We start from the raw sequence: 13,625 nt of genomic DNA on the forward strand, positions 1-13,625 counted from the left end.
GAAAAATGCTATACTAGTGTCGTATTGAAGAAGCTATAAATAAAAGTCCGTATTCGCTTAATTGTCGGCCAGGAGGTTACCGATGAGGTTTGCACGTATCCGATCACAAATCGTTTTTTACTACTTGGCCTTATTAGTGGTTTCCATGATTGCAAGCGGTATTATGTACCAACGAATCAATGAGAAATTCACCGAGGAAAAGGTAGGTGAGGTATCGCTTCAAACCTTGAACGCCATGAATTCCGGAATCGAATCACTTCTTGACAGCACGAATAATTATTCCAAGATGATCGTGTCGAACAATGCGGTTCAGGAAATTTTGGGCAGTGATCTGGCGGGTAACGACATCGGAATTTTAACTTACAAGCTAGAGGTGGCTCTGTCAGATTTTATGCTCGCAGAGCCCTCTATCTCTTCTGTCTATCTATTCGATAATGCAGGACGTAAGTTTGCGATTGATTTGCAGTCTGCAAAACCGATCAGAACAGATGGGATCGAGTCAGCGGAATGGTACTCCGAGGCGGTCACCTTAGACGGAAAATCAATTTGGAGGAAAAATGCCGGAGGTATCTTCAATTTTGAGACGAAGGAACCCCAGCAGGATCCACAATATATTTCTCTGATTCGCATCGTAAACGACATGAACACTTCCAAGAAAATAGGAGTATTAGTCGTGAACATTACGGTTCAGGAGCTGAAAAAAAGCTATGAACGTTCGATCAACGATAATAAACCTGATTTAATGATCGAAACTGGATATGAGACACTCCTTGATTTTACACGGCCTGAATTATCGAACTATACAAACTCTTCTATGCTTGATGTGCCGCTCGGTAGTAGCAAAATCGTAAAGATCAAAGATCATAATTATCTGATCTCTTCTCTGGTTTCAATGGATCGTGGTTGGAGGTTTACTAGCGCTCAGCCTTTGGGGGAATGGGAAAGCCCCTATCGTCAATTTAATCTGATGCTGTTAATGATTATGTTGTTTAATTTCATTTCTATATTTTTAGGTTCCGTCTGGATTTCTAGATTCATTACTACACCTATTTTACATATGCTGCGATCCATGAAAAAAGTGGAGATTGGAGATTTCAGTTTGGTTCGGTACGAGGCGAGAACGGATGAGCTGAACCAGTTGAAAGATAGGTATAACAATATGATTATGACCATTGAGCAAGCGCTGAAGCGGGAGAAAGAAGAACAGAAATTGATTCGGAAACTCGAATTGGATATTTTGCAGCAGCAAATTAAACCACATTTTTTATATAACACGTTAGAATCAGCTGGCTATTTAACTTTGTCAGGAAATAATAATGAGGCGTACCAGATTATTTCTGAGCTTGCAGCCTTCTATCGTCAGAGTCTTAGTAAGGGCAGTGATGTAGTAACGTTAAGAGAAGAAGTAGAGATCACTAAAAGTTATTTGAGTATACAAAATATTCGCTATCCAGAAATTTTCATCAGTGAAATTGAGGTGTCGGAAGAAGCTGAGTATGTTCGGATACCCAAATTGACGCTTCAGCCGCTTGTAGAAAATGCGCTTTATCATGGTATTCGCCCTTTAGGGGAGTGTGGTAAGATTCGCATCCTTGCCCGTATTCAGGGGAATCGACTGAAGCTAGTCGTGGAAGATGATGGTGTGGGGATGAATGAAGACAAACGTCGGGAAATGCAAGCTGAGCCCTATGGGCAAAATGAGTCCAGTTTTGGGTTGCGCGGTACTTTGATGCGTTTGAAGCTGTACTATGGGGCGGACATGAATTGTAGTTTGGTCAGTGCACCGGGAGAAGGAACTCGGATTGAATTGGAACTACCGCTTGAGGAGGGGAATAGTCATGGAGCTTGAACTGCTCAGAGCCATTATTGTGGATGATGAAATTAATGCGAGAAAAATTGTTCCCATCATTATAGATTGGCAAGCAGTTGGTTACAGATTCGTAGGTGAGGCCTCGAATGGAAGCGAAGCGTTAGATCTGATCGAAACCATGAAACCGGATGTAGTATTTACAGATATCAGTATGCCTTTTATGGATGGACTGGAATTAAGCCGGTTGATAAAAGAAAGGTATCCGCTAGTCAAAATTGTGATCATCACTGCACATCCCGAATTCGAATATGCAAAAAGAAGCCTGGACATTGGAGTACAAAATTTTATCTTGAAGCCGCTCCAAGCCGAGGAGGTACGAAGAGTTGCGGTAGATCTTCATGGGAAAATCCGGGAAGAGACAGAGCGGTGGAACGAATATCAGGAGCTGAATCGACAGTTAAAAGAACACGCCGTTCAACTAAAAGAAAAATTTCTAAATGATTTGTTATCAGGCCTCTGGGACCCCGATCAGCTGGATAGCCGATTCCATTACTTTTTTCCTGAATCAGTGAACAGCTTGTTTTCAATCATGCTTATTGAACTTCAAATTCCCATAGAAGAAGGGGAGGAACAACGTATCCTGCAGTCTTTGCGTTGTAAGAGGTTTATTGATTACGCGCTTGAAGAGTATGAGGGAATCGAAGTTTTTTATGATAACAGTCAACGGATTGTCCTTCTTAATAGAAAAGATAATCAGAATCTTACGAAGATTGGAGAGTGGCTGGCCCAATCGCTCCATGAAAAGCTTGGATGTAAAGCTTGCATTGGCGTAGGTAGTACCTGTACGGATTTCAATAGGATCAAAGAATCCTATAAAGAGGCGCTGGAGGCAGTTAGATATGGTAAGTTAAAGGGCAGTAACGCCATCTATTTTTTTAATGATGAAATTCATTTCGGGGGCCGATCCTGGGAAGTTAAGACGAATGAAATTGAGGAAATTTTGTTTTTTGTAAAAGCTGGTGTCTTAGACAAGGCTGTGCAATCCATTGAGAAAATGTTTCAGGATTTGGAGAAGTCCGAGGCTTTTTCTGTGGAACGAGCTAGGCTGGTTTCCGCCCAATTTGTCTCCACATTAATCAATTCACTCGCTGAAATGGGAGTTATACTAGATAATAATCTTTCTTTCGATATTTCGCCATATACAAGGATTTTTGAGCTCGATAGCCTGCCAGACATGCAACAGACATTGCTAGAACTCACAGAGAAGGTAACCTCTCAAGTAATCCAGGCACGAAGCAAAAAAACTAATAATATTATCCATGAAGTTAAAGATTTTATTCAACAGGAGATGCACATTCCGGAGATGTCTTTATCCTATGTATCGAATAAATTCCACATGAATTCCAGTTATTTTAGCCGGATCTTTAAGCAGGACACAGGGATTAGCTTTACGGATTATCTTCTCAAGTGCAGAATGGAAAAAGCGGTGAAGCTTCTGAATGAAACGGATTGGAAAGCTTATCAAATTGCTGAAAAGGTCGGCATTAAAGATCCATTTTACTTCAGTAACTGTTTTAAAAAAGTAATGGGAGTATCCGTTCAGGAGTATAAGAAAAATAGCTTTTCCCTATAAATCACTCCGTTGAATTTGATAATTTTTCTCTTTAAGCCCGCACTTTATGCGGGTTTTTATTGTTTTTTAAGATATAAAGTAAGCAATAATGATGTTACAAAATGGAAAAATGATCTTGACAGAAATGGTTTATATCGTATACATTTGTATACATGAAGAGCGCGTATACAAATGTATACACCGCAAAAGGAGGAAATAAAATGCGTGAAGGACATGTCGGCAAACGTGGCGGTCATAGGGAGCATGGAGAGCATAGAGATCGTGAGGGACGTGGCGAACACAGAGATCGTGGCTTTATGAAACATGGGATGACGGAATCAATGGATCCACATCCTAAAAGTGCTCAAACTTTTCGCCGTGGCAGAGCCATCGCTTTTTTAGATAAGCTTATGGTTAACCGGGCTACATTACAGCGGCAGTTAAATCAGCCTGAGCTTGAATCGATTAAACAAGTGGTTAGCGGTGAATTAAAAGCAACGGAAGCGATCATTGAAGAGTTTAAACAAATCTTTCAGATTCATGAGATCGCTCCAGAAGATACAACATCAAATGTTAATAAAGAGGAGAGTAAAGAAAAAGATGAAAATAACTGAGCTCATTAAAACCCGTAGAAGTACAAAACAATTCAAACAGACTCCAATTCGTGAAGAGGAGTTACATTCATGGCTGGAGGCTGCAAGTTACGCTCCTAATCATCGTATGACCGAACCTTGGGAGCTTCTTTTCATCGGACCCAATACTAGAGCGAAATTAAAGCATAAAACGGATTTTGGCAACGCACCCGTTGTTTTTGCAGTTCTGTCTAAGCCTGCCGCAACTGCGTTTGAACGCGATGAGAATGTTATGGCTGCTGCTTGTTTCGTACAAAATTTCTTATTAGCTGCACATGAAGCAGGTGTAGGTACGTATTGGGCTTCGCTGGGGGCTTTGCCTCATAATCGTGAGATTCTTAGTGTTCAAGAAAATTACGATGTTATTGGGATATTTGGAATGGGGTATCCGGAGGAAGTGCCGAATGCGAAACCTAGAACACCGATTAGTTCTAAAATCACTTATTTATCTTAAACAATTGAAGGTGGCGGAATGTGGAAGCTTAAGCATTATTTGAGGCCATATTGGGTGTGGTGTGTGTTGGCACCATTGCTGATGCTGGTCGAAGTGACTATGGATTTACTGCAGCCCACACTCATGGCGAGCATTGTGGATAAGGGTGTCATGACAAAAGATTTGTCTCATATTTTCTCGACCGGACTGATCATGCTTGGTGTAGCGTTTATCGGTCTAATTGGTGGGGTGGGCTGCACTATTTTTTCGAGTATTGCTTCTCAAAACTTCGGTAATGATTTGCGGATTAGCTTGTTTGAACATATTCAGAAATTTTCTAACAAGAACCTGGATCAATTGAAGACGGGCTCACTGATTACACGATTAACAAATGATGTGGTACAGCTGCAAACCTTTGTGCAAATGATTTTGCGGAGTATTCGATCTCCCTTGCTATTAGTCGGAAGCTTGGTGATGGCGATTCGGATTAGTCCTATGCTGACCCTCATCCTAGCCGTTGCCGTGCCACTCTTGAGTTTAATTTTGTATGGGTTAATCCGACTTTCTTTTCCTTTGTTTCAGAAAATGCAGGTCAAATTAGACGGTGTGAACACAGTGTTGCAGGAAAATTTATCAGGCATTCGTGTAGTCAAAGCATTCGTCCGCGCTAACCATGAACAGAAACGCTTTAATACAGCTAACAAGGATTATACAGAAATTGCGATAAAAGCGGTACGGTTAATGTCATTAAATATGCCGCTAATGATGCTTGTACTAAATGCCAGTATTGTTGCTGTACTATGGTTTGGGGGAGTGCAAAGCTGGAACGGTGGGCTGCCAGTTGGTCAGCTGATCGCTTTTATTAACTATATAACCCAATTGTTGATGTCAATGCTGATGTTAAGCAATATGTTGACCTTCTTCTCACGAGCCAAGGTTTCTGCCGATCGGGAGAATGAAGTGTTTTCCACCATTAGTGAGATTACAGAAGTTGCCAACGCTAAAAAAGATGCCATACACAACGGTCGGATTGTATTTGACAATGTATCTTTTGCTTATGATCCTTCGGATGAAAATCTAGTGTTAGACGATATTAATTTCACTGCGGAGCCAGGAGAAACAGTGGCCATTCTTGGTGCCACCGGTACTGGTAAATCATCATTGGTCAGCCTCATTCCCCGGTTTTACGAAGTGTCCTCTGGATCCATTACAATTGATGGCTCCGACACTCGTATGATTGCTCTGGAAGATTTGCGCAGCAGAATCGGATATGTTATGCAGCAGGCTATTCTGTTCAGCGGTACTATCCGCGATAATATCCGATACGGCAGACCGGATGCCACAGATGAGGAAGTGGAAGAAGCAGCAATAGCCGCTGAAGCTCACAGTTTCATTTTAGAACTTCCACAGGGTTACGATACAGAGCTCGGCCAGCGTGGCATTAACCTGTCCGGTGGGCAAAAGCAGCGGCTTTCGATTGCACGGGCACTTTTAATTCAGCCAACAATCCTCATTATGGATGACAGCACTAGCGCGCTCGATGCAGCGACAGAGTCACGAATCCGGCAGATGTTAAAAACACGGCTGCGCAGCAGCACGAATATTTTGATAGCTCAGCGTGTCACCTCTGTAATTGATGCTGATCGTATTCTGGTATTAGAAAATGGCCGAATTGCTGTACAAGGTACACATGATGGGCTTATGAACAGCAGTGAAATATACAGAGATATCTGGAGATCACAGATGAAGGGAGAGGAGGTGCCTTATGTCAAAGCTTAATAATGGCATGAACACCACTCCTTTTAATCGATCAGGCGGATTCGGACCTGGATCTGGGCCTGGATCTGGCCCCGGACGGGGCGGAGCTGTGCCAATCGTACGTGCTAAGAATCAAGCGGGAACATTCAAACGCATCTGGATGTATTTGAACCGCCAGCGGTTCGGGTTAATCATTGTGTATGTATTTACTGTGTTAAATGCAATTCTTTCGTTGATTGGGCCTTATCTAATCGGTAAAGCGATTGATACTGCGGTAATTCCTCACGATTATCAGGGTCTTATTCGTTTTTGTCTACTCCTAATAGGTATTTATGGGCTAAGCAGTGTGGTTGCTTGGGTGCAAGCCTATGTTATGACATCCGTCTCACAGAATACCGTGTTTGAGCTGCGTCGTGATCTGTTCAGCAAATATCAACAGCTACCGATTAAGTTTTTTGACACGCAAGCTAACGGAGAACTAATGAGCCGGGCAACCAACGACATAGAGAGCGTATCCAGTACACTTAATCAGAGTGTGACCCAGTTATTAAACAGTTTGATCACCCTAAGCGGTTCACTAGTGATCATGTTAATGATGAACGTTCCGTTGACCGTAGTTTCACTGATAACGATCCCTCTTGTGTTATTGTCCAGCCGTAAAATCATAGGTTTAAGTCGAACTTATTTTAAAAATCTGCAACGCCATCTAGGTGAGTTGGGTGGATTTATCGAAGAAACCATCAGCGGACAAAAAGTAGTCAAACAATACAGCAGGGAAGAGACAGAAGTGAAACGGTTCCGCAAAATCAGCGGAGAGTTGAATAAAGTCGGCATTAAAGCACAAATTGTTTCCGGATTAGTGGGACCGGTCATGAACATGATTAATAACCTTGGATTTGCGATCATTGCCGGGGTGGGTGGCTGGATGGCTTTTCATAACATGGCTACGGTTGGCGTAATCGTTAGCTTCCTTACGTATTCCAAACAGTTCGGACGACCGATCTCCGATCTTGCTAACCAGTACAATCTAATTCAGTCGGCAATTGCTGGTGCGGAGCGTGTGTTTGAAGTTATGGATATGCCATCCGAATATGGTGACGGTGATGGACAAAGTGACGATCTGCCAAGGTTAAAAGGGAACGTTGTTTTCAAAGACGTTTCATTTGCTTACAAGCCGGATTCACCAATTCTGAGTGGGGTTACGTTTGAAGCAAAACCCGGAGAGAAAATTGCGCTTGTCGGCCCAACGGGTGCTGGAAAAACGACCATTGTCAACTTGCTGATCAGATTCTATGATTTGAGCGGCGGCTCCATATTCATTGATGGCCGCGATATTGGAGAGCTGGATAAAAATGCACTTCGTAGTCAATTGGGAATGGTATTGCAAGACGCGCATGTATTCTCGGGAACGATTCGGGAAAATATTCGCTTTGGCCGTCTTGATGCGACTGACCAAGAGGTAGAGGAAGCGGCAAGATTGGCCAATGCAGATGCCTTTATCAATAGACTGCCGCATGGATATGAGACTATTCTCCATGCGGAAGGCAGTAATTTGAGCCACGGCCAGCGTCAGCTTTTAACGATTGCCCGCGCCATTCTAGCTGATCCAGCTATTTTGATCCTAGATGAGGCAACCAGCAGTGTGGATACGCGTACGGAAATGCATATTCAACAGGCGATGGAAAAGCTAATGAAGGGACGAACAAGCTTTGTGATCGCCCATAGGCTTAGTACCATCCAGGATGCTGATCGTATACTCGTTATTCAGGGTGGCGGAATTGCCGAGCAAGGCAGTCATAAAGAGCTTCTTGCGCTGCAAGGCGTTTATTACGAGTTGTACAATACCCAGTTCAAACGAGCGATTTAAAAGAATCTTTACTTGAACCGATAACATTTGTAAGTAGATGCTTTTATCGGACTCCTCTGACCTTAAAGGCGAGATTTTCTGATTTTCAGAATGTTAAAGGACCCCACTGCAGCTATTGGCGTGAAAAACACCAAATATAAGTCACTTTCTAAGGAATAACATCCTTGAGGTCCGAAGCCCTGCTTCAAGAGCTGAAAACTACCAAATAACGTCATCTGGGACCGAAGTCCTTAAAAAGATGTGTAATCTATCGGCGTAATTAATGCCCGATAAAAAAGAGCGGCGATTCACCTATTATAGGAGAATCGCCGCTTTTTTTTTATAAATTCCTCTCTAATAACGTTCCGAGTTGTTCAGCCAAGACTTGATAGGTCACAGGTCTTTCATTCTTGAACCACCATTCCACTACCCCTGCATAAGCTGATGCAACAAAACTAATAATAACCTCTTCATTTAACCCTAGGTTTATTCCTGCGGTGACATTTACTTCATGCCGAAACTCGTCGAGAAGAAAGTTTAAGAAACGATTTCGGAAATAAGGAGCACCTTTACTCGCTAGCATCATAGAGAAGAAAGAATAATTTTTATCGAAGTATTCCGTCCAGGTCAACGTTGCCTCGATAAAATCCAATTCAGACGCCGATTCACAAAGTGTTCTTAGGACCTCTATATGTTCTTCGATAAGTTTATCTAACAAATCATATTTATCCAGATAATGAAGGTAGATCGTTCCCCGGCTTACATTTGCTGTGTTGGAGAGATCCTGTATGGTAATGTCGTCAAAATTTTTCTCAGACATTAGTTCAATAACAGCCTTTTTAAGCGCATCTTGAGTTTTGAGTATTCTTCTATCCACTTTAGACAGTCGTGGTTCACCTAACTTTCAGAAAATACTGAACACATTCATAGGATCTGTTCAGTATTGAACAAAACAGAATCATCGTACAATTGAATGTATTTTGTAACTGTTTATAATAATAGACTATAGTCCATTAATGAATCAATATTCAATATCGAAAGGATGTTTATTCGCATGTCTAATATCCAAGATAAAGTCGTAATTATTACAGGTGCTTCTAGTGGGATTGGGGAAGCCGCTGCTAAAGAACTAGCCTCTAAAGGAGCTAAGCTTGTCCTAGGCGCACGTCGTGAGGAACGTCTACAAAAGCTACAAGGAGAAATTGAACAAAGTGGTAGAACGGCCATCTACAAAGTAACAGACGTGACTTCCCAAACACAGATGGAAGAACTGGCTGCTTATGCACTTAAAAAGTTTGGCAAAATTGATGTATTAGTTAATAATGCGGGAATCATGCCACAAGCCTTTCTTTTTAAGAAAAAGGTGGATGAATGGGATCAAATGATTGACGTAAATATCAAAGGGGTTTTATATGCGATTGCAGCTGTTCTCCCCTCAATGAGAGAGCAAAAATCAGGTCATATTATTAATCTGTCATCGGTTGCTGGCCATAACATTTACCCAGGGGGTACAGTATATTGTGGCACCAAACATGCGGTTAGAGCAATTTCTGAAGGGCTTCGTCAAGAAGAAGCGATGAGTGGAACCAATATTCGTGTCACCAATGTTTCTCCAGGTGCCGTCAGCAGCGAATTGTTAGCTATTACCACAGATGCAGAGTCAAAAGCTGGCTTGGATGAATTTTACAAAGTGGCTATTGATGCAGACAGCATTGCACGTGCGATCACATTTGCCATTGAGCAACCGTCAGATGTAGCTATCAATGAAATGATTATTCGTCCAACTGTTCAAGTTGGTTAAAAGGGGATCATTATGGACAGACCCTATATTATTTGCCATATGCTTACCTCATTGGATGGTAAAATCATCGGAGATTATTTGGATGAAGAACGGACTGCCTATTTTATTGATGAGTACGAAAATATTCATGATCGGTATGGATGTAAAGCTTGGATATGTGGCAGGATTACCATGGAGGAGAATTTTACATTAGGCAATAAACTAGAATTAGAGCAGAGTAACCTTTCAAGCATTCCAAGAACAGACTATATCGTTCAAAAAGATGCCTCAACATATGCAGTAGCTGTAGATCCCACTGGAAAATTAGGCTGGACCAAAAACTACATTTCAGAAGGAAGTCACAATAGAACAGAGGATCATATCATTGAAGTGCTTACAGAACAGGTATCTGATGCTTATCTAGCTTATCTGAAAAATCTAGGAATCTCATATATATTTGGTGGAAAAGAACGATTGAATTTTTCTGTAGTCGTGGGAAAGCTGAAACAATTATTCTCAATCGATAAATTGATGCTGGAGGGTGGGGGCATTTTAAACGGGTCTTTCCTGAATGAAGATTTAATTGATGAGTTGAGCCTGGTTATAGTTCCCATCGCAGATGGTGCCTCTAATTCTGTGACCTTATTTGAAATGGATGCATCTATGAAACAACAGCCCCCAGCAAATTTTAGCTTGAAGAGTGTAGAAAAACTTGCGGATGATGGGCTATGGTTGAAGTATGTAACACGGCGTGATTAAATCTATGTTTCTTAAAAAGCGCAAAGCAAAATATGCTTTGCGCTTTTTGAATTCGAGAAAGTAGTAAGCATTCTTCTCATTCCAAGCCTGCCAGATGCATCGTTTGTTTCAGACGATCTACGTTCACATAGATGTCCTCCAGTCCTGGAAAACGAATCGCAGGATCGGGTACACCTTGCCCGTACACCATATAATATTCGAGATTATTATGGTTGCTGATCATCCAATAGGTTGGAACAACATGCTGGGCATGGAAAATTTCAATGACCTGTGTTCCAGGCTGGCAAAAAGCCAGATTAGCGAGTCCAGCACCATGTGGACCTACGATTACTTTCGCTGAGGCGAATAATTGGATTTGCTGGGCAACCGTCCAGTCCTCTAGACAAATCGGTACGATATTAAAATTCTCAAGGCAGAGGATGACATCATCTTCATTAACCAACCGTCTTGAGCTTGCTTTTTTTCGTGAGATATAAAAACGTTCTGGAGTGACTAGTGTTGTTTCTCTATGCGGCAACAAAAATCTTCGCAGTGTATCCGTGGTCCAAGGAGGATAATGTGAATTCATCATTAAGGAAGGGACAAGTAGCCGGTCAGCCTGAACATATACTTCTGAATTCGTCCGGATCACCAATGACTCGGATATCCCAAGCATGGTCCACGTTTGTTCCACAAAGGGTCCATACGGATTTGGATTCATGATAATAGTGGAATAAGTGATTCCGCTCGATTGAAGCATCGCTAATCTAGGAAGCACATCATACATCCAATGAAAATAGTTATGGGCTCCGCAAAAGGTTAACACCGCCGCGGTCCCGGCAAAATGTTGAAGCTGCGGATCATTCCACCGGTGAAACACTGGGTGCTCATCTGCTTCAAGCATCCTATATTGCTTGGCGTCATATTCTTGGGAAAGATCAAAGATCAATTTCCCTTCTGGTGTTAGAACAGCACCAGATTCTCCCCATACCTTCCCTCTGGAAATGGTGGCAACGTATCCGCCAAAGGGCTTCAAACAATAAGGTGTTAGTGCTGGAGCAATACTCGTTTCAATGCTTTTAGGCGCTCTGAACTCAGCCGCCCGTCCGAAGTCAAAAGGAACGACATTCCCAGCTTCCTTTGTACTGTTTTCGTTGTGGGAAGTAAAGTCCCAGATGCTTTGGTAATATCCTTGGGGTGGTACCCCTTGTGCAGAAAATAACATCATGTCACCTCATATTCCCAAGTAGAAGCGCAGAAACCTTATTAAGCTATTTTATGAAATGAACAATCTTCGGACACAGACTTACACGGAAAGAGGCGGATGAACAAGATTTGATTCAAATGCTGTTATTACTTGATTAATAGGCTTGACATGGACTAGGATTGAATATAAATTCAGTTTATTCAAACGCCGTTTAAATCATCGATTAGGTGCAATGTACTGCTGGAAGTGTTAACTATTCCCCAGTTCCTTTTCATCGGTATGCGTTGGAGCTGTTTTATGAATTAATATGTACCCCTTTAAGACAGGGCATTAGGATATTACAATTTAATTGGAAAGTGTGGATTCGAGATAAATGAAGTATACAAAACTTGGAAAAACGGGGCTGGACGTATCCCAACTGTGTTTAGGTTGTATGAGCTTTGGCGTTGCCGAACGTTGGATCCATCAATGGGTGCTTGATGAGAAGCAGAGCCGTGTTATCATAAAAAAAGCGCTTGACCTGGGTATTAATTTTTTTGATACAGCGAATGTATACTCCGATGGAACGAGTGAAGAAATCGTTGGACGAGCGCTTAAGGATTATGCCAATCGAGACGAGATTGTTTTAGCAACTAAGGTCTTTAACCGTATGCATGAAGGTCCGAACGGAGCAGGATTATCCCGGAAAGCAATTATGAGTGAGATTGATAAGAGTCTCAAGAGATTGGGAACAGATTATGTAGATCTATATCAGATTCATCGCTGGGATTATCACACACCTATCGAAGAAACGATGGAAGCTCTTCATGATGTAGTGAAGGCTGGTAAGGCAAGATACATAGGTGCCTCAGCAATGTATGCTTGGCAGTTTCAAAAAGCGTTATATGTAGCGGAGAAAAACGGTTGGACCCGATTTGTATCTATGCAAAATCATCTCAATCTTATCTATCGTGAAGAAGAACGAGAGATGTTGCCGCTTTGTAAGGAAGAGAATATTGGTGTTATTCCCTATAGTCCCCTTGCATCAGGAAGACTTACGCGAGACTGGGCGGTATCAACTCATCGTTCAGAAACTGATCAGATTCAAAAATCTAAATATGATGGAACTGCCGATACCGATCAATTAGTCGTGGAGCGAGTTGCGACAATCGCCGAAAAACACGGTGTTCAACGGATTCATATCGCTCTTGCTTGGTTGCTTCAAAAAGAACCAGTTACAGCACCTATCATCGGGGCTACAAAAACATCGCATCTCGAAGATGCAGTAAGTGCGTTATCCATTACTTTAACCTCTGAAGAAATTGCGTTTTTAGAGGAGCCTTATGTACCACATTCCATCGTTGGTTTTAATTAATAAATAATCAATGGGGGAGGATAATCCCGTAGAGCCGAAGTCAGCGTTGTTTACCAACGTTTAACTGTATTTCGTACAGCTATATTCCTTCAAATCACTCAGCTCGTAGATATAAGTGTACTTCGTACATCTATTTCCTTGATTTTCAACCCATTAGGTAGGTTTGGTTGTTTTTAGTTGTATAAAGTGCAGTTAAAGTATGAAGGTTCTTTCTGCGTACGGAATAAGTGTATAGAATGCAGTTATTTTCCAGATTCGATTAAGACGTAGATCTAGAAGAATGCGGAGAGTAAATTCCGATCGCCTCAAGTTCAAGGTTTGCTATAAGCGATTAGCGACCATTAGTCTGTTTATATTCACTTGCCCATAATCTGATCAGGTAATGCGTATTAATCCAAAAACACCAGGGAGTAATTTTCCAATAATAGGAGAATCGCTGCCTGGTGTTCTTTTTT

Annotated in this window: 11 protein-coding genes; 9 read left to right on the plus strand and 2 right to left on the minus strand. The window is 41.8% G+C overall.

Going from position 1 to position 13,625, the window contains the following annotated elements:
- Window positions 1-82 precede the first annotated feature (82 nt).
- The 6 genes from MHB56_RS28715 to MHB56_RS28740 all read left to right on the plus strand — a co-directional run bounded on the left by MHB56_RS28715 (window position 83) and on the right by MHB56_RS28740 (window position 8,112).
- Window positions 83-1,849, plus strand: a complete 1,767-nt coding sequence (locus MHB56_RS28715; RefSeq protein ID WP_341144303.1) for a cache domain-containing sensor histidine kinase — start codon at window positions 83-85, stop codon at window positions 1,847-1,849.
- Window positions 1,839-3,443, plus strand: a complete 1,605-nt coding sequence (locus MHB56_RS28720; protein WP_341144304.1) for a response regulator — start codon at window positions 1,839-1,841, stop codon at window positions 3,441-3,443. The genes MHB56_RS28715 and MHB56_RS28720 overlap by 11 nt, the downstream gene beginning before the upstream one ends.
- Window positions 3,444-3,643: 200 nt before the next feature.
- Entirely contained in the window at window positions 3,644-4,036 is a 393-nt protein-coding gene (locus MHB56_RS28725) for a hypothetical protein (protein ID WP_076217567.1), read from the plus strand.
- Window positions 4,023-4,508: a nitroreductase family protein gene (locus MHB56_RS28730; RefSeq protein ID WP_076184571.1), complete on the plus strand. Its 486-nt coding sequence runs from the start codon at window positions 4,023-4,025 to the stop codon at window positions 4,506-4,508. The genes MHB56_RS28725 and MHB56_RS28730 overlap by 14 nt, the downstream gene beginning before the upstream one ends.
- An 18-nt stretch (window positions 4,509-4,526) precedes the next feature.
- Window positions 4,527-6,266, plus strand: a complete 1,740-nt coding sequence (locus MHB56_RS28735; RefSeq protein WP_341144305.1) for an ABC transporter ATP-binding protein — start codon at window positions 4,527-4,529, stop codon at window positions 6,264-6,266.
- Window positions 6,253-8,112 (plus strand): ABC transporter ATP-binding protein, encoded by a 1,860-nt coding sequence (locus MHB56_RS28740; protein WP_341144306.1) that lies wholly within the window; start codon window positions 6,253-6,255, stop codon window positions 8,110-8,112. The genes MHB56_RS28735 and MHB56_RS28740 overlap by 14 nt, the downstream gene beginning before the upstream one ends.
- A 319-nt stretch (window positions 8,113-8,431) precedes the next feature.
- Here the strand turns inward: MHB56_RS28740 and MHB56_RS28745 are convergent, their stop codons facing one another.
- Window positions 8,432-8,977 (minus strand): TetR/AcrR family transcriptional regulator, encoded by a 546-nt coding sequence (locus tag MHB56_RS28745; RefSeq protein ID WP_341144397.1) that lies wholly within the window; start codon window positions 8,975-8,977, stop codon window positions 8,432-8,434.
- A 168-nt stretch (window positions 8,978-9,145) separates the two neighbouring features.
- Here MHB56_RS28745 and MHB56_RS28750 point away from each other — a divergent pair, with 168 nt between their 5' ends.
- Window positions 9,146-9,892 (plus strand): SDR family oxidoreductase, encoded by a 747-nt coding sequence (locus tag MHB56_RS28750; RefSeq protein ID WP_341144307.1) that lies wholly within the window; start codon window positions 9,146-9,148, stop codon window positions 9,890-9,892.
- A gap of 12 nt (window positions 9,893-9,904) precedes the next feature.
- Window positions 9,905-10,630: a RibD family protein gene (locus tag MHB56_RS28755; RefSeq protein ID WP_076217571.1), complete on the plus strand. Its 726-nt coding sequence runs from the start codon at window positions 9,905-9,907 to the stop codon at window positions 10,628-10,630.
- 76 nt (window positions 10,631-10,706) lie between these two features.
- Here the strand turns inward: MHB56_RS28755 and MHB56_RS28760 are convergent, their stop codons facing one another.
- Window positions 10,707-11,837, minus strand: a complete 1,131-nt coding sequence (locus MHB56_RS28760; RefSeq protein WP_341144308.1) for a glycosyltransferase family 61 protein — start codon at window positions 11,835-11,837, stop codon at window positions 10,707-10,709.
- A gap of 352 nt (window positions 11,838-12,189) precedes the next feature.
- On the opposite strand from MHB56_RS28760, the gene MHB56_RS28765 reads away from it, so the two are divergent.
- Complete coding sequence (locus MHB56_RS28765) at window positions 12,190-13,170, plus strand: aldo/keto reductase (RefSeq protein ID WP_076303769.1); 981 nt, start codon at window positions 12,190-12,192, stop codon at window positions 13,168-13,170.
- Window positions 13,171-13,625: the final 455 nt, after the last annotated feature.

This window comes from Paenibacillus sp. FSL H8-0315 (assembly GCF_038005365.1).
GTDB classification, from domain to species: Bacteria; Bacillota; Bacilli; order Paenibacillales; family Paenibacillaceae; genus Paenibacillus_AQ; species Paenibacillus_AQ odorifer.

What these genes read in the sequence shown, in the direction of transcription:
- MHB56_RS28755 (WP_076217571.1), top strand. Translation starts at nt 9,905, where the DNA reads ATGGACAGACCCTATATTATTTGCCATATGCTTACCTCATTGGATGGT.
- MHB56_RS28750 (WP_341144307.1), top strand. Translation starts at nt 9,146, where the DNA reads ATGTCTAATATCCAAGATAAAGTCGTAATTATTACAGGTGCTTCTAGT.
- MHB56_RS28765 (WP_076303769.1), top strand. Translation starts at nt 12,190, where the DNA reads ATGAAGTATACAAAACTTGGAAAAACGGGGCTGGACGTATCCCAACTG.
- MHB56_RS28715 (WP_341144303.1), top strand. Translation starts at nt 83, where the DNA reads ATGAGGTTTGCACGTATCCGATCACAAATCGTTTTTTACTACTTGGCC.
- MHB56_RS28740 (WP_341144306.1), top strand. Translation starts at nt 6,253, where the DNA reads ATGTCAAAGCTTAATAATGGCATGAACACCACTCCTTTTAATCGATCA.
- MHB56_RS28730 (WP_076184571.1), top strand. Translation starts at nt 4,023, where the DNA reads ATGAAAATAACTGAGCTCATTAAAACCCGTAGAAGTACAAAACAATTC.
- MHB56_RS28760 (WP_341144308.1), bottom strand. Translation starts at nt 11,837, where the DNA reads ATGATGTTATTTTCTGCACAAGGGGTACCACCCCAAGGATATTACCAA.
- MHB56_RS28720 (WP_341144304.1), top strand. Translation starts at nt 1,839, where the DNA reads ATGGAGCTTGAACTGCTCAGAGCCATTATTGTGGATGATGAAATTAAT.
- MHB56_RS28725 (WP_076217567.1), top strand. Translation starts at nt 3,644, where the DNA reads ATGCGTGAAGGACATGTCGGCAAACGTGGCGGTCATAGGGAGCATGGA.
- MHB56_RS28735 (WP_341144305.1), top strand. Translation starts at nt 4,527, where the DNA reads ATGTGGAAGCTTAAGCATTATTTGAGGCCATATTGGGTGTGGTGTGTG.